Origin of the sequence: Acinetobacter sp. SH024, from assembly GCF_000163635.1 — a bacterium.
Taxonomy (GTDB): domain Bacteria; phylum Pseudomonadota; class Gammaproteobacteria; order Pseudomonadales; family Moraxellaceae; genus Acinetobacter; species Acinetobacter pittii.
In genome coordinates this window covers 183842-199119 of sequence record NZ_GG753602.1, presented here as the reverse complement: position 1 = coordinate 199119, position 15278 = coordinate 183842, and the positions used below count along the sequence as shown (strand labels likewise).

General features: G+C 39.1%; 15 protein-coding genes. 8 read left to right on the top strand and 7 right to left on the bottom strand.

All coding sequences use genetic code 11. The features are described from left to right. Positions 1-17 precede the first annotated feature (17 nt). Complete coding sequence (locus HMPREF0013_RS25220) at positions 18-398, bottom strand: hypothetical protein (RefSeq protein WP_002114996.1); 381 nt, start codon at positions 396-398, stop codon at positions 18-20. A gap of 132 nt (positions 399-530) precedes the next feature. Then, entirely contained in the window at positions 531-788 is a 258-nt protein-coding gene (gene tusA / locus HMPREF0013_RS17485) for a sulfurtransferase TusA (RefSeq protein ID WP_002053527.1), read from the bottom strand. Between the two features lie 184 nt (positions 789-972). On the opposite strand from tusA, the gene HMPREF0013_RS17480 reads away from it, so the two are divergent. Beyond that, positions 973-1812, top strand: a complete 840-nt coding sequence (locus HMPREF0013_RS17480; RefSeq protein ID WP_002114976.1) for an HlyC/CorC family transporter — start codon at positions 973-975, stop codon at positions 1810-1812. Next, positions 1809-3368 carry an apolipoprotein N-acyltransferase gene (gene lnt / locus HMPREF0013_RS17475; protein WP_002114914.1) on the top strand — a complete coding sequence of 520 codons (1560 nt, stop codon included), beginning with the start codon at positions 1809-1811 and terminating at the stop codon, positions 3366-3368. Before HMPREF0013_RS17480 ends, lnt begins: the two co-directional genes overlap by 4 nt. A gap of 1 nt (position 3369) precedes the next feature. Here the strand turns inward: lnt and HMPREF0013_RS17470 are convergent, their stop codons facing one another. The 4 genes from HMPREF0013_RS17470 to gspF all read right to left on the bottom strand — a co-directional run bounded on the left by HMPREF0013_RS17470 (position 3370) and on the right by gspF (position 6278). After that, positions 3370-3708, bottom strand: coding sequence for a tRNA-binding protein (locus HMPREF0013_RS17470; protein WP_005804172.1), 339 nt, complete (start codon positions 3706-3708; stop codon positions 3370-3372). A gap of 144 nt (positions 3709-3852) precedes the next feature. Beyond that, positions 3853-4197 carry a hypothetical protein gene (locus HMPREF0013_RS17465; RefSeq protein ID WP_005804170.1) on the bottom strand — a complete coding sequence of 115 codons (345 nt, stop codon included), beginning with the start codon at positions 4195-4197 and terminating at the stop codon, positions 3853-3855. A gap of 267 nt (positions 4198-4464) precedes the next feature. After that, positions 4465-5049 carry a type II secretion system major pseudopilin GspG gene (gene gspG, locus HMPREF0013_RS17460; RefSeq protein ID WP_025464144.1) on the bottom strand — a complete coding sequence of 195 codons (585 nt, stop codon included), beginning with the start codon at positions 5047-5049 and terminating at the stop codon, positions 4465-4467. Positions 5050-5072: 23 nt separating this feature from the next. Then, positions 5073-6278 carry a type II secretion system inner membrane protein GspF gene (gene gspF, locus HMPREF0013_RS17455; protein ID WP_005065941.1) on the bottom strand — a complete coding sequence of 402 codons (1206 nt, stop codon included), beginning with the start codon at positions 6276-6278 and terminating at the stop codon, positions 5073-5075. Between the two features lie 148 nt (positions 6279-6426). Between gspF and HMPREF0013_RS17450 the strand changes: the two genes are divergently transcribed. From HMPREF0013_RS17450 to HMPREF0013_RS17425, 6 genes are all read left to right on the top strand, one after another. Further along, positions 6427-8655, top strand: coding sequence for a primosomal protein N' (locus HMPREF0013_RS17450; RefSeq protein ID WP_005804166.1), 2229 nt, complete (start codon positions 6427-6429; stop codon positions 8653-8655). A gap of 76 nt (positions 8656-8731) precedes the next feature. Continuing rightward, positions 8732-10576 (top strand): monovalent cation:proton antiporter-2 (CPA2) family protein, encoded by a 1845-nt coding sequence (locus tag HMPREF0013_RS17445; protein ID WP_002114812.1) that lies wholly within the window; start codon positions 8732-8734, stop codon positions 10574-10576. Between the two features lie 162 nt (positions 10577-10738). Next, a complete protein-coding gene (locus tag HMPREF0013_RS17440) occupies positions 10739-11614 on the top strand; it encodes an Hsp33 family molecular chaperone HslO (protein WP_002114728.1) in 876 nt (291 codons plus the stop codon). Positions 11615-11751: 137 nt separating this feature from the next. Next, on the top strand, positions 11752-12363 hold the full coding sequence (locus tag HMPREF0013_RS17435; RefSeq protein WP_002115157.1) for a LysE family translocator: 612 nt from the start codon (positions 11752-11754) through the stop codon (positions 12361-12363). A gap of 146 nt (positions 12364-12509) precedes the next feature. Beyond that, positions 12510-13466: a DnaJ C-terminal domain-containing protein gene (locus HMPREF0013_RS17430; protein ID WP_005804162.1), complete on the top strand. Its 957-nt coding sequence runs from the start codon at positions 12510-12512 to the stop codon at positions 13464-13466. Between the two features lie 11 nt (positions 13467-13477). Then, a complete protein-coding gene (locus HMPREF0013_RS17425) occupies positions 13478-13807 on the top strand; it encodes a chaperone modulator CbpM (protein WP_002114963.1) in 330 nt (109 codons plus the stop codon). 230 nt (positions 13808-14037) lie between these two features. Here the strand turns inward: HMPREF0013_RS17425 and HMPREF0013_RS17420 are convergent, their stop codons facing one another. Next, positions 14038-15249 carry a magnesium transporter CorA family protein gene (locus HMPREF0013_RS17420; RefSeq protein ID WP_002114783.1) on the bottom strand — a complete coding sequence of 404 codons (1212 nt, stop codon included), beginning with the start codon at positions 15247-15249 and terminating at the stop codon, positions 14038-14040. Positions 15250-15278: the final 29 nt, after the last annotated feature.

Sequence of the window (15278 nt, the reverse complement as noted above, 5' to 3'; positions counted from 1 at the left end):
TTTTTATTAGTATCCACTTATTGAAAAGGCGGTATTTTTGCTACGTTTAAATTAAAATTCTTTTTATAGAAAATAAATGTGCCTAATAAAAATAAGCCAAGAAAACCAAAGTTCCGCGCTAAATCGTAGTACCAAACCGATTTACCAAATAATAAATCAAGAATTAACATCAACCCGATAAACCTTGTATGCAAGATCAAACTCATCTTTATCTTTGGTTCAGGAGCAAAATATGTATTTCTATAACCGAGTAGAATTGAACCTAAAACAATAAGAATAGATATAATAATGATAGCAACAGTTTCAGATAACCAAGAGATCTCTAAATGTAATAAACCAGCAATAGTGAAAAACCAAAGACAGATTAATAAGCTTCTTTTCACAAAATAATCATTCATTTTTATACGTCATTTATATACTTAATTTTATAAATTATATAACGATTCTTATTTGTAAAAAATTATCATTTCAAATTAAAGTTAAATTATTCATGGCTTCTAATCGTCTTTATTAGAAGCCTTATTATTCTATTAACCTTTCTTCACTAAATAATGAAATTCTTTATGACCATTTTCATCTAAGCGTTCTTCTTGCAACAACAACTCATGGCCTAAATGCATACAAAACTTAGGAATATCCCACGAGGTCGAATTATCTGTTGCGAAGACTTCAACCACATCCCCAGACTTAGATTTGCGGATGGCTTGATGCAACATCATGACAGGTTCCGGACAACGTAAACCACGCGTATTGAGTTGTACAGTAGGTGAAATGGGTTGCTCTGACATAACAAACTCGAACAAATAGAATTTTCACATTTTAGCATAAACAAATTACTGAGCTGTTAACTGTAACTGGCTTTTACATAACAATATACGTTTTGTCTTTTAGCTTGTTTTATAGATGCATAAGCATCTTTTCTTCGGTATGATCTGTGTATTCATTTGATACATTGAGTCTTTAGGAAAGATCATGCAAGAGGAACCAAGTCCGTCGTGGGGAATGCGAGGCTTACGAAAATGGTTAGGTACAGCGCCAGAAACCCGTGATGAATTATTAAAATTAGTCCAAAATTCACGCCGCTTTTTAGAACCAGATACTGTTGCTATGCTTGAAGGCGTTCTTGACCTTCCAGCCACAAAAATTCGTGAAGTCATGACGCCACGAACAGCAATGATCAGTTTACAAGAAGATGATCAATTACTTGATATTCTTGATGTACTGGTCGAGTCTGCTCACTCACGCTTTCCAGTCTTCTCTGCCGATCAACCTGACAATGTTGTCGGGATTTTGCTCGCAAAAGATTTGTTGCCGTTTCTAACTGAACCGAATACCAAAGTCGATATTCGAGTTCTTATGCGCCAACCGTTATTTGTTCCTGAAAGTGCACGTTCCGATCAGGTACTGCGCATGTTAAAACATACTCAGACTCACATTGCGATTGTGATTGATGAATATGGTTCAACAGCCGGTCTTGTTACGCTTGAAGATATTCTTGAAGAGATCGTTGGCGAAATTGAAGATGAGCACGACACGGTCGATGAAGATGCTCAGTACATTGTTCCTGACAATGACCATACGGTAGCAAATGCGTGGATGGTGCAAGCACTTACACCAATCGAACATTTCAATACTGTTTTAGATGCTGATTTTTCTGACGATGAAGTAGAAACTGTCGGCGGTTTATTGCTTCAAGAGATTGGTCTGGTAAGTGATTTACAAGGTCAAACTGTTGAGCTTGGAAATTGGTTATTTACAATCGTTGAAGCAGATGCCCGCACTATTCATCTGATTCGAGCTGTACGTCAATGAGAGCATACTTTGAAAAGCTGTTAGATTCTTCGCAACAACAAAAACAGCTTCCTTTAATTTTTCCTTTACTCATTGCTTTATTTTCAGGTGCCGTGTTCAGTTTTTCACTGGCACCTTATTATTGGTGGTGGTTGGCAATTTTATCTCCAGCCCTACTCTATGCAACATTACATAAGCGCTCAGCTAAACAAGCCTTTGCTATTGGTTGGAGCTATGGCTTTGGCTTATGGTTTGTAGGCGCTTTCTGGCTCTATACTTCCATCCATGTATATGGCGATACCAATGCTTTTCTAAGCGTGTGTATGATTGCTGTTATGGCCCTTGTCATGGGTTTATTTACAGCATTTCAGACATGGGTTTACCGACGATTCTTCCCTGAAACTCCACTTACTTTTGCCCCACTTTGGATTGTTTTTGAATGGGCAAAAACTTGGGTATTTACAGGTTTCCCATGGTTATTTGTAGGTTACGCTTTTACTGAACGCTTACTCGATGGTTATGCACCGCTATTTGGTATTTATGCAATTTCCTTCGTTGTCATTGTATTAGCATGTGCTTTAGTCGAAGTTCTTCGTAAACGTATTTTCTGGGTTATCCCTTCTGCCCTGTTAGTTTTGGGTGCATGGGGAGCATCATATATACAGTTTGTAAAACCTAAAGATGCCAAGCCACTTAGCGTTTCGCTCATTCAAGGTAACATTCCACAAGATTTAAAATGGCTGACTGAATATCAAGTTAGAACATTAGAAATTTATGCTGGTTTGACACAATCTGAATGGGGCCGTGATCTGATTGTATGGCCTGAGTCTTCAATTCCGCTTTTCCAAACCGATATTGAACCGTTTTTGGATGCAATGGATGCACAAGCTAAAAAGAACCATACTGCATGGGTAACTGGAATTCCCTACTGGGATGTTGCAAAATCACATCAAGTTGGTAGCCCACTATATTACAACAGTATTATGGCTTCTGGTAGTGATTCAAGTGGACTCTATAAAAAGCAGCGTCTTGTTCCATTTGGTGAATACATCCCTCTTTCAGGTTTACTCTCTTGGGTGTTACCAGCCATGCAAAATGATATCAGCATGAGCGGTTTTACACGTGGTGAGAGTGACCAGAAGCCCCTCTTAATTAAAGGGCATGCACTTGCTGCTGCAATTTGTTATGAAGTGGCTTACCCCAACCTGACAAGACGTAATGCGGAAGACAGCGACTTCTTGGTAACTGTATCGAATGATGCTTGGTTTACGGGCACTGCTGGGCCTTGGCAACATTTACAAATGGTGCAGATGCGTGCGAAAGAAAATGGCCGCTGGTTTGTTCGTGCAACCAACACAGGTGTAACAGCGTTTATTGATCAAAATGGTCATATCATTGAACAAGCACCAATCGATAAAGAGTTTGTCTTGAGAGGCGATTTACCAGCCATGCAAGGCCAAACTCTTTATAACCGTTTAGGCGATTATCCAATTTTAGGATTTGCAGTCTTACTGCTGATTTTAGGTTGGGTTTATCGTCCACGTAAAGTTGACGTTTCTTTTAAATCTCGTCGCTAATTTACAATAACTTTGTACCCAGAGGCACTTCAAACTCTGGGATACAAAGTGCGACATCACCATCTGCATTATGAAACCCTGTCACCAAACATTCTGACTGAATAGGCCCTATTTGTTTTTTAGGGAAATTCACTACGGCAACGACTAATTTACCCACCAAATCTTGTGGTTGATAGAGCTTGGTAATTTGTGCACTTGATTTACGCACACCCAATTCTTCACCAAAATCTATATGTAAAATATAGGCAGGTTTACGTGCTTTTTCAAAAACCTCGGCTTGAATAATTTTACCAACACGCAGCTCTACTTTTAAAAAATCATTCCACTCGATTTGTTCCATTTCATATTTCTCATTTTCTTAAATTGCTGATTTGAAGCATATAATATGTACAAATGAAGAAACACCCTGTTTTTAAGTCCAGTTAAAAAATAAAACGTAGATGTTTAGTCTACGTTTTATCTAAAATTTGGTTTTAAAATATTATTAAAAAGCAATCGATAGTTGCAGAGATAAATAAGCAACTAAACTCGATAAAAAAACCATGGGTACATAACGGTAAGCTTTAAAAAGGAATTGCTCATATTGAGTAGAGATTTGTTTAGCTTGCCAGACGCTCGCTTTTAATGCAGTAAAGAAGCTCACCATTAACCATGCGCTCACAATACTTAATGCGAAGAAACCAATCATGATTTGGCTACTTCCCTCTGTACTCAGCCATAACTTTAATGAAACCTCAGCAATCGGCAATAAACCCAAAATCAATAGGACAGACTTGAGCATTACCCAATGAAACTGAGTCAGTTCATCTAATATGAGAAATGCTTTCATTTAATCTCTCCTTTTAATTGAATAAAGTGCTTTTTATTTATTATGCAAAGCTTTTATTTAAATATATAGCTTATTTTTCTCTACATTTTAACTTTCTTGTAACTATTAAATATGGGAATAATTCTTATTATAAATCTCAAATATTGATTTTAACTTTAATTTATATTTTTCAATTAGTTATTATATTTTTCTGATTGAGAGAGATTATCAATTCGTATTTATCATTTTAACTTTTTAACTGAATTGATAATCTCCATTACATTTTAATTAAGGTTGATAATAAATATCTGCATCATTACCTTCACCGCCTTCTTTGCCATCTGCTCCAAATGAGTACAAATCAAAAGCTCGCCCATCTGCCCCAGGAATGACATATTGAATATCATTTTTCCAGCTGTCTTTAGGATAACCACCTTTTACATAACCACCTGGCATCCAGTTTTTCGCTGTAGCAGGCTGGTTAACCAAAGCATCTAACCCACCTTCTTGCATGGTTGGGAAATGGCCATTATCAAGCTTGTACTGATCTAAAGCACCCGCTACCCCCTTTAATGCAATTTGAGTCGTATCAATTTTAGCTTTTTCACTACGCCCCATGACATTTGGTACGATTAAAGCTGCTAACACGCCTAAAATTACAATCACAACCATCACTTCAATGAGCGTAAAGCCTGAGGCACGTTTCATTCGAGCACCGTTCGAACGTGCCGCAAGTCCGAAAGCTGTGCTTGAGGAGCAAATATCTGATAGAGAGCTATGCTCGGAATGGCACGTTGGCTCAAACTGATTTGAAACCGCAGATTCACTATGTTGTTCCATCGCTGTTTCGCTTTGAATATTTTTTACTTTCATCATTATCTCTAATATCAAAGTTATTAAATCATATTGTTCATATTTACGATTGGCAGCATAACCGCGATTACAATAACCAGTACAATGCTTGCCATTAAAACCAGCATAAGCGGTTCAAGTAATGCCAGTAAGGTTGAAATAAATGTCGTCACCTCACGGTCTTGCATGGTCGATGCTCGTTCTAACATTCTGTCAAGCTCGCCTGATGCCTCTCCACTTCGAATCATTTGTACCATCATTGGTGGGAAATAACCACTGCGCTCCAGTTGCGTACCTAAGTTACCCCCCTCTGTCACTCGCTCAGCCGCATGAGCAATTGAGTCTCGGATGACCCAGTTGTTGGTCACTGCTGCACCAATTTTTAAGGCATCGACCAAAGGGACACCTGAACGGGTCAAAATAGATAAGGTACTGGCAAATCGTGCAGCATTAATACCACGTGACAGTTTACCGAATAATGGCAATTTGAGTGTTAATCGATCAAAAGCATAATGTCCAGCAGTGGTTTTTAAAAACCGAACGAATGCGATAACACCTACCACTGCAAAAAGAATAATAAACACCCACGCGTGACGAATAAAATCACTGGCTTTCATTAAAGCGACTGTAATCCACGGTAAAGCATCTTTATTTTGATCAAAAGTTTTTACAATCTCTGGCACAACATAAGTCATTAAACCCATCACAATACCAAAAGACATCAGCATTAAAATGATTGGATAAATCATGGCACCCTGAACTTTCTTTTGCATGGCAAAGCGGTTTTCAGTGTAATCCGAAAGCTGATCTAAAATGAGATCTAAATGTCCCGAGCGCTCGCCAGCAGCCACCGTTGCAATATAAAGGTCAGGGAAACGTCCAGACTGCTGCATACCTTGTGCAAGTGAATGCCCTTCTAAGACTCGAGAACGAACAGATAATAAAAGATTTTGTACATGTGTTTTTTCACTTTGCCTACTCACGGCGCGCAAAGCTTCTTCAAGTGGAATAGCAGCGGCAACCAAGACCGAAAGTTGTCTAGTCATGAGTGCCAAATCGTAAGCACTGAACTTTTTTTGGAATAACCCCTGACTCTGATGTTTATCTTTTTGTTCAACAGGGTCAACACTAATTGGTGTCCATGCTTTATCGCGTAATTGTTGGCGAATCTGGCGCGCTGAGTCTCCCTCAAGCACTCCTTTTTGCTGCTTCCCTGAAGCATCAATGGCAGTAAATTGATATGCAGGCATGGTAATGTTCTAATTTTCCAAAAATAATAGTCGCTGCTGTTGCATCTATGCTACGCAATCATTCATATTCGTTCTATAGCCTGTGTAGAATACCCAAGTCCTCTTCACGACGCTATGCCGTTTTTTAAAATTGACGAAATGAGCCTCTATGACCATAACGCCAAAGCCTGATTCAGTTGTTTATCGTGTGCGTGTAGCCGTACCTGTACATCTGTACGACACTTTTGACTATACACTCACCCAAGCACAATATGAACGGGCTCACGTAGGCTCACGCGTCGCTATTTCATTTGGACGCCAAAATCTGATTGGCATCATTACTGAAAAAGTTGACCCAAGTGAATCATTTACAGGCACCTTTCAGCTTAAAGCCATTTCTGACCTTTTAGACGATGAGCCTATTTTAGATGAACAAGTTTTAAGTTTATTGACATGGTCAGCCCAGTATTACCAATTTCCAATTGGCGAGGTCATGCAAACCGCCCTACCCGCATTATTGCGTCAGGGCAAACCAATGGATGTTTTGTTCCATCTTTGGAAAATCACACCATGTGATAATGTTGAAGCACTTCTTAAACGCTCTGTTAAGCAACAAGACGCGTATCAAATTTTAAAATTACACCCTGCCGGAACTACAGAGAATATTCTTAATTTAAGTGGTGTAGAAACGGCTACGCTTAAAGCACTTCAAAAGAAAGGACTGGTTGACTGTACGCTTGAACCGCACGACTTTAGCCCATCGCCTGTTGAATTGGCACAAATGCCGCTCACGCTAAATGAAGACCAAAAGAAAGCAACCCAGCACGTCGTAAACGCACAGCATCAATACCAAGCCTTTTTATTAGATGGTTTAACAGGAAGCGGTAAAACTGAAGTTTATCTGCACATCATGCACGAAGTGCTAAAGCAAGGTAAGCAAGTACTGGTGTTAGTCCCTGAAATTGGTCTAACCCCTCAAACGATTTCTCGTTTTAAATCACGTTTTAACTGTGATATTGCTCTATTACACTCGGGCTTAAATGACTCCAAACGCTTGCAGGCATGGCAACAGGCCCAGACTGGCAAAGCATCTATTATTTTAGGAACCCGCTCAGCCATCTATACGCCACTGCCACGTTTGGGCCTCATCATCTTAGATGAAGAACATGATCTGTCTTATAAGCAACAAGAAGGCTTCCGCTACCATGCGCGTGATGTCGCTCTTTATCGAGGTCACTTACAAAGCTGCCCTGTTATTTTAGGTTCAGCAACTCCAAGCATAGATAGTTATTATTTAGTCGAAACTGGCAAATTAACTGCACTGCAACTCAACAAACGTGCTGGACATGCACTTTTGCCTAAAATGCATTTGATTGACCTTAAAATTGTCAAAAAACAGCATGGAATTAGCCAGCCTTTAATCGAACAGATTAAAAATACCCTAGCCAGAAAAGAACAGGTTTTAATCTTTTTAAACCGTCGTGGCTATGCACCTGTACTGGTCTGTGAAAGTTGTGGATGGCAAGCAAATTGTCCGCATTGTGATGCCCATTTTACTTTACATACTCAGCCTTATTCTTATTTACACTGCCACCACTGCGGCACTGTTCATCGCTTGCCAGACCATTGCCCTGAATGCCAGCAAAAAAGCTTAAAAACCCTAGGAGCAGGGACAGCCAAGGTTGAAGAGCACTTACAAGAACTATTTCCAGACTATGATGTGATTCGGGTTGACCGTGACAGTACCAGTCGTGTCGGTAGCTGGCAAAAAATTTATGACCGTATTCATCAAAACAAACCAACAATTTTACTCGGCACTCAAATGTTGGCAAAAGGTCATCATTTCCCACACGTAACTTTGGTTGCTATTTTAGACATTGATGCTGGGTTACTGAGTGTCGATATTCGTGCGCCAGAGCGTACTGCGCAATTAATTGTACAAGTCGCTGGTCGTGCAGGTCGTGGTGAACACAAAGGCCATGTTTATTTACAGACCTTAAGACCAGATCACCCTTTACTAACCACACTCATCGAAAAAGATTATCGGGCGGTTGCTAAACAGACTCTTGCGGAACGTAAAGTCGCATTGCTGCCACCTTATCGTTATGCAGTACTGATACGTGCAGAATCTAAAGATCGTGACTATACCTTACATTTTTTAAATGAAGCGGCGGAACAATTACGCCAAATTGCAGGTGAAATTGTTGATATTTGGGGTCCGATTCCAGCACCGATGGAACGTAAAGCTGGGCGCTACCGCGCCCACATGGTGATTTTATCTGCTGACCGTGCTCGCCTACATTTTTACTTAAGACAATGGTGGTCACAATTGGTTCATGCACCACGGCAGCATCAACTTAGGCTATCAATTGATGTTGATCCGCAAGAATTTAATTAGATGATTTGAATATCATGGTGTGAAGAAGCTTTTTTGGCTTTACACTTAAAAGAGACTAATACATTCGAGGCAATGAATGTCATTCTTACTGCAAGCAACAATTTTTCTTGGAGCTTCTCTGATTTTAGTCCCTCTTGGCAAACGCCTAGGGATAGCAACAGTTTTAGGCTATTTATTTACAGGAATACTTCTGGGTCCTAGTGTTTTAAATATTGCACATGACCCTGAAGCAATTATGGAACTTGCCGAATTTGGCGTTATCTTATTAATGTTCCTGATTGGTTTAGAGTTACGCCCCCAACGTTTATGGGAAATGCGTGACTCTATTTTTGTAATGGGAAGTCTGCAAGTCCTCATTAGTGGGGCTGTTCTTATGTTGATCGTACTATTACTGTTTCAACAACAGCTTTCTGTCAGCTTTGTCATTGGGTTTGCCCTTGCGCTATCTTCTACAGCTTTTGTATTACAACTTCTGACCGAAAAGCAGCAACTCAATACGACTTATGGTCAGCAGTCTTTTTCCATTTTACTTTTCCAAGATATAGCGGCTATTCCCTTACTTGCCATCATTCCATTATTGGCAGGAACAGAATCAACCCATCATGGAGTGGCTTATTTTGCGGCTATCATTGCAACGTTTACTGGTCTATTTCTGTTTAGTCGCTATGTGATGCGTCCCTTCTTCCGCTTTGTTGCTAAAAGTGGAGCGACTGAACTTATTACAGCAGTAGGATTATTTATTATTCTTGCTGTTGTGTTGCTTATGGACACTTTAGGAATTAGCACCACATTAGGTGCATTCCTTACAGGTGTATTATTAGCAGATTCAGAATTTCGCCACGAAGTTGAAGCGAGTATTGCACCGTTTAAAGGTTTATTGCTTGGCTTATTCTTTATGACCGTCGGCATGACTACACAGCTGTCACTGCTCATTGAAATGCCTTTGCTTATTATTGGTGGAGCAGTCGGCTTATTACTCATCAAAACGCTGATATTGACCGCCATCGCCCGCTATAAAAAATATAGTTGGAATAACAGTTTGCTTTTAGGTACTTGCTTGGCACAAGGTGGAGAATTTGCTTTTGTAATTTTGAGTCTTGCAAAAAGTGAGAAGGTTTTAACTCAAGCTATATTAGAACCCGTGACTCTGATCGTGACATTGTCGATGGTACTTACACCAGTAATTTACTGGATCATGGCAACTCAGGTCATTCCTCTGTTTAATAAAGAACGTCCACCTGAATATGACGAGATTCCTCAGCAAGATAACCCGATTATCATTGCTGGCTTTGGTCGATTTGGACAAATCATCGCGCGTATTGCCCGCCTACAGCATTTAGGCTTTACTGCAATCGACAACAATCTTTATCAAGTGGACTTTGTTCGTCGCTACGGCGGCAAGCTCTATTATGGCGATGTAACCCAGCCCGATTTACTGCGTTCTGCCGGTATTGAAAAAGCTAAAGTATTTATTTTAGCGATTGATGATGTTGAAGACTCTATGAATGTCGCGCGTCATCTTAGATTAAATTATCCAAACTTAAAGCTGTTGGCTCGTGCTCGTGACCGCCACCATGTCCATCTTTTAAGAGATTTAGGTGTTGAATACATTTGGCGTGAAACGTATTTATCTTCATTAGGTATGGCTTATCGCGCTTTACGAGAACTTGGAATCTCTGATGAACAAGCCTATAACAATATCGAAATCTTTCGGGATTATGATGAGAAATTGCTCATACAGCAGCAAAGTATTTATACTGATGAACAGAAGATTTTTGAAACACATCGTAATGCCTTAGCCGAGCTTGAACATTTGTTTGAAAGTGATGCGCAGCAACAGGCTACATCAAAACATGATGTTAATTTAAAGCGTCATTTACAACCAAATCGCATCGACATTACAAGAGATCATCTAGAATAACTTGAGATTTCAGAAAATGGCTATATTAAGGACTTATTCACATTGCCTAAATAATTGGACAATGGGCCAAAGCTGCCCCTGTCCGGCTTGCGGCTTAGCTGCATTTCCTGAGCTTGATTAAAACGAAATAGTTATACTCTGCTTAGGGCCCTGGAGAATATTATGTCTGATTTACGCCAACGCTTTTATATAGAGAACTTTCCAGTACGTGGAGAAGTAGTTCATCTAGAAGAAGCCCTACAAACTATCTTAGCTCAACGTGACTATATGCCTGCGGTTAAAATTCTGCTAGGTGAAATGTTGAGTGCCACTGCATTACTTGCAAGTACACTAAAAATCAAAGGCCGTATCAGCTTGCAAATCCAGGCTAGCGGCACCTTCAAATGGGCGATGGCTGAATGTAACCATTTAGGAGAGGTTCGTGCTTTAGCGGACTATGAAACCGACCCTCGCTTTGTTGAAGCAACAGACAGCAGCACAGTTCTTGGCGCTTTAGTTAATCCGGTTTTATTTATTAATATTGAACCGGAATTTGGCGAACGTTATCAAGGGATCGTGCCGCTTGATCAAGTGACTTTAGCGGGTTGCTTAATGCAATATTATGATTTATCTGCACAAATTCCAACTCGTATTGTGTTGGCAAGTACAGATAAGCGTTCTGGCGGTTTACTGATTCAACTCTTACCACGTCATGATGAAGAAGAGCAAAACTTGGTCGATGAAGATTTATGGCCACGTTTGACGATGTTGACCGAAACATTAAAAGCTGAAGAGCTTACCAATTTAGATGCAAATGAAATCTTATATCGTTTATATAACGAAGAAGAAGTTCGTTTACCAGAAATTGAAGCATTAAAATTTGGCTGTACATGTTCAAAAGAACGCTGTGCAAATGCCCTGATTCAAATTGGTGTAGACGCTGTTCATGAAACTCTAGAACAGCAGAACCCGATTCGTATGGACTGTCAGTTCTGTAATACGCAATATACCTTTACCGCTGAAGAAGCTTTAGCGTTATTTGGTGAACATTTAAGTTAATATTTTAACTTTATAAAAAGGCGGTTATACCGCCTTTTTATTTACCTGTATTTTTTGATGATAATTTTCAACATGTTAATTTAAATAGGATAATATAAGGCTACTTTATAGCCTAATAAATAAGACGCCTAAATACCATGAATTATTTTGATTATTTTCTCTTTATTTTTAGCGTAGTTATTATGATTGCGACCCCTGGCCCTGTCATGATTTTAGTTGCAAGCGCTGGACTTAAAGGGGGCTATAAAAAAGCACTGGAAACCATTTTTGGTACAAACCTAGCATCCCTTGTTTTAATTTTTATTTCAGTACTAGTTTTAAAAGGAGTACTGAGTGTTAATGATAGTTACCTCAATATCATTCGTATTTTAGGCTGCCTATATATTGGTTATTTGGGTTTTAGTATTCTCAAAGAAGTGATTCAGGCACCTCACCCAGAAGCGATACAAACAGTTTCAGCACAAAATGGTGGCTTTAAAAAAGGTTTTCTTGTCGGTATTTCGAACCCAAAAGATATTATCTTTTTCTCGGCTTTCTTTCCGCAATTTGTCTCTATTACCCCTCAGTTAAATTTAAGTTTAACCCTACTTACTCTGACATGGATTGTTTTAGACTTCCTCACCTTATCTTTGGTTTATATATTCTTCCGTCGCCTTTCTAACAGTCATTTATATCCAAAAATATTAGGCCTCTGCGGTTTATTACTTCTACTTATTGCTCTTTACGGCTTATATCAGAGTTTCATCTAATTCATTAGAGGTATAGTCTAATTTTTCTATACCTCTTTACGTTCCTCTGTATTTCGTAATAGAACAACTCTTATACAATCTAGCTTATTGAAAACTCTAAAAATCGTTTCATAATGAAATAAACAACACCATCGTGATAAAACATTATGGCAAAAAATTATTATGAAGAATTAGGGGTTACACGCAAAGCCTCTGCTGATGAAATTAAAAAAGCTTATCGAAAATTAGCCCGTAAATATCATCCCGACATCAGCAAAGAAAAAGATGCAGAAGAAAAAATGCAGGCCATTAATGTTGCCTACGACACATTAAGCAATGCAGATAAAAAAGCCGAATATGACCAAATGTTAGATCATCCTCAAGGTTTTAATAACTTTGGTCAAGGTGCTGCACAAGGTGGTTTTGATGAAGCACAGTTTTATCGTCAAAGTTTTACAGGCGGTGAACAAGCAGACTTTAGTGGTTTTGAAGATTTATTTGGTCGCTTTGGTGCAGGCTTTGGCGGTGGCCAACAACAATATCAAAGACAACAACGTAGTTATCGCGGTGAAGATCAACATGCCAGCATAGAGGTTGATCTTGATATTGCCTATCATGGTTCAACCCAGCAAATTACTCTGCAAATTCCAACCATGAACGCTTATGGCGAGCCTGAAGTTCAACGCAAGACCTTGCAGGTAAAAATACCAAAAGGCATGAAAGAAGGTCAGCAAATCCGCTTAAGTGGGCAAGGCCAAAGTGGGATTAATGGTGGTGCTAACGGCGATCTTTATATTGAAATCCAGTATAAAGATACAGACCGTGTTCATGTCGAAGGCAGTGACGTATATCTGACTGTAGATGTAACTCCATGGGAAGCAGCATTAGGCCAAGGTATTGAAGTAAAAACACCAGCAGGATCTTTACATGTAAATTTACCTAAAAATGCAAAACAAGGACAACAGCTACGTTTAAAAGACAAAGGGATACCAAATAAAACGCCAGGGCATCTGTATTTAATTTTAAATATTGTATTCCCGCCTGCAAATTCTGAAAAAGAAAAAGAAGCGTATCAGCAACTGGCAGAAGCATTTGCTTCATTCGAACCTCGTTCATCTCATTAGGGAGCAAGATCATGACAACCATTCACTATCGAGAAATTGTATATGACGGCCATACCTTTAGTGCAGAGGTCGTTGATGAACAATCGACTTTTGATTTACAACAATTTGCCCAAGCTTGCGGCCAAAGTCCTGACTGGATTCTTCAGCTCATTGAATATGATATTTTATCAGTCGAGAACACACCTGAAGCACACCAGTTTATGGGCGAAGATGTCGCACGTGCACGTAAAGCGTATCGTCTACAACGTGACTTTGACGCAAGTTTGGCGGCAGTTGCTGTGATGTTAGATTTGATTGATGAAGTGCAACAACTTAGAAAACAGTTGAAGCATTTTCATTAGATTAGATAGTCACGACGGAGTCCTACTGGCACTCCCTATCTATTTCATCAGTTAATTACGTTACTTTTGTTTTGGCAAAAGTAACCAAAACCATTGTCATCCACAAAACCTGTTCACTACTTTCATTTAAAATATTACTTTGCAAAAACAATAATTTTTAAATTATGGGCAGGTTGTGGATGACGCTTAGCTCAAGCAAATTTGGAAAAAATTCAATAAAAATTGAAGAATTATTTCAACCGAGTAATCTTTTCCACTTCCTTCAAAGTCTGCTTAATCGGTTCATATTCCAAAAACCAGAACAAATTCATCCGATCCTGACGATGTTGTTGAGCCAATAAATCAATCACACTTTTTTCACCGCGCCCTACCAAATGTTGTCGATAGAAGTAATAAAGCAAGAAAATCGTACTTAGCAGCATGACACCCAGCATAATCCAGAAACCTACTGGTGACTTAAGCCCTGGAATAAACTCAAAGTTCATTCCATAAATACCCGTTAAAAGAGTAAGCGGTGCAAATACGGCAGTAATAATGGCAAGAATACGCATATTCTCATTGGTCTGGTTTGCAATTGCTGAGAAGTGCAAATCAATCGCTGACTGAATAGCGCTACGTAAACGTAAAGTATGTTTTTGAATACGTTCGACATGACTCATTAAATCATTCAAACGAACTAACAGAAGATCTTGAGAATTATGTGTCTTCTCACCAATAACATGATGATAGTTTTCTACAATTTCATCTCGAAACTCTTGTAAGGTTTCGATTTGCTCTTCGCATAAATTTTCAACCTGCTGAAAGGCCATGTTTTCATGAAACAGCTGATGCCATTGTTTAAAACGGCGATTACCTTGCAGCAATTGCTGTTGCCAATGCTCGACCCTTCTAGTCAAAGGTGAACGGATATCAAGGTAGCCATCCACCATACTATTAAGCAGTCGTAAACATAAATCTACAGGTGAATTAGGCAGCTTACGGGTTTTGTTTTGTTCTTCCAAAGTTTTACATAAAATATTTTCGAGACGTTGAATATAGTTTTCAATCGACTTATTGCCCTGCTCACGAACACTAATCAGAACTTTAGGAGTAAAAATAAAGCTAATCGGCGTGGTTGCTAGGCCAAATACACTCTCATGGGATTCCCCATTTTTAATTTCATCATCAGGTGTAACGAGCTTTCTAAAAATAAGCAGGTCATATTCTTCAAGCGTATCAAATGCACAAGGGTGCTCAATATTCGCAATATCTCGCATATGAAATTCATTAATAACCACACCTGAAAGCTGCTGAATCTTTTGTTGCCATTCTTCGTTATGGTTCACCACATCAGCTCTGACACTATCAATCCAGAAAAACTCCAGAATGTGTTCATTATGCTGTTCACGGCTTAAAAAGACATAACCGTCAGCTTGATGGCGATAAAAGTAATAAACCTGCATACCACAATGATCTGTTTTTGTATTACTTG

Excerpts from the sequence above, each read along its gene's own strand:
- HMPREF0013_RS25220 (WP_002114996.1), bottom strand. The coding sequence starts at position 398 with ATGAATGATTATTTTGTGAAAAGAAGCTTATTAATCTGTCTTTGGTTT.
- tusA (WP_002053527.1), bottom strand. The coding sequence starts at position 788 with ATGTCAGAGCAACCCATTTCACCTACTGTACAACTCAATACGCGTGGT.
- HMPREF0013_RS17480 (WP_002114976.1), top strand. The coding sequence starts at position 973 with ATGCAAGAGGAACCAAGTCCGTCGTGGGGAATGCGAGGCTTACGAAAA.
- lnt (WP_002114914.1), top strand. The coding sequence starts at position 1,809 with ATGAGAGCATACTTTGAAAAGCTGTTAGATTCTTCGCAACAACAAAAA.
- HMPREF0013_RS17470 (WP_005804172.1), bottom strand. The coding sequence starts at position 3,708 with ATGGAACAAATCGAGTGGAATGATTTTTTAAAAGTAGAGCTGCGTGTT.
- HMPREF0013_RS17465 (WP_005804170.1), bottom strand. The coding sequence starts at position 4,197 with ATGAAAGCATTTCTCATATTAGATGAACTGACTCAGTTTCATTGGGTA.
- gspG (WP_025464144.1), bottom strand. The coding sequence starts at position 5,049 with ATGAAAGTAAAAAATATTCAAAGCGAAACAGCGATGGAACAACATAGT.
- gspF (WP_005065941.1), bottom strand. The coding sequence starts at position 6,278 with ATGCCTGCATATCAATTTACTGCCATTGATGCTTCAGGGAAGCAGCAA.
- HMPREF0013_RS17450 (WP_005804166.1), top strand. The coding sequence starts at position 6,427 with ATGACCATAACGCCAAAGCCTGATTCAGTTGTTTATCGTGTGCGTGTA.
- HMPREF0013_RS17445 (WP_002114812.1), top strand. The coding sequence starts at position 8,732 with ATGTCATTCTTACTGCAAGCAACAATTTTTCTTGGAGCTTCTCTGATT.
- HMPREF0013_RS17440 (WP_002114728.1), top strand. The coding sequence starts at position 10,739 with ATGTCTGATTTACGCCAACGCTTTTATATAGAGAACTTTCCAGTACGT.
- HMPREF0013_RS17435 (WP_002115157.1), top strand. The coding sequence starts at position 11,752 with ATGAATTATTTTGATTATTTTCTCTTTATTTTTAGCGTAGTTATTATG.
- HMPREF0013_RS17430 (WP_005804162.1), top strand. The coding sequence starts at position 12,510 with ATGGCAAAAAATTATTATGAAGAATTAGGGGTTACACGCAAAGCCTCT.
- HMPREF0013_RS17425 (WP_002114963.1), top strand. The coding sequence starts at position 13,478 with ATGACAACCATTCACTATCGAGAAATTGTATATGACGGCCATACCTTT.
- HMPREF0013_RS17420 (WP_002114783.1), bottom strand. The coding sequence starts at position 15,249 with ATGCAGGTTTATTACTTTTATCGCCATCAAGCTGACGGTTATGTCTTT.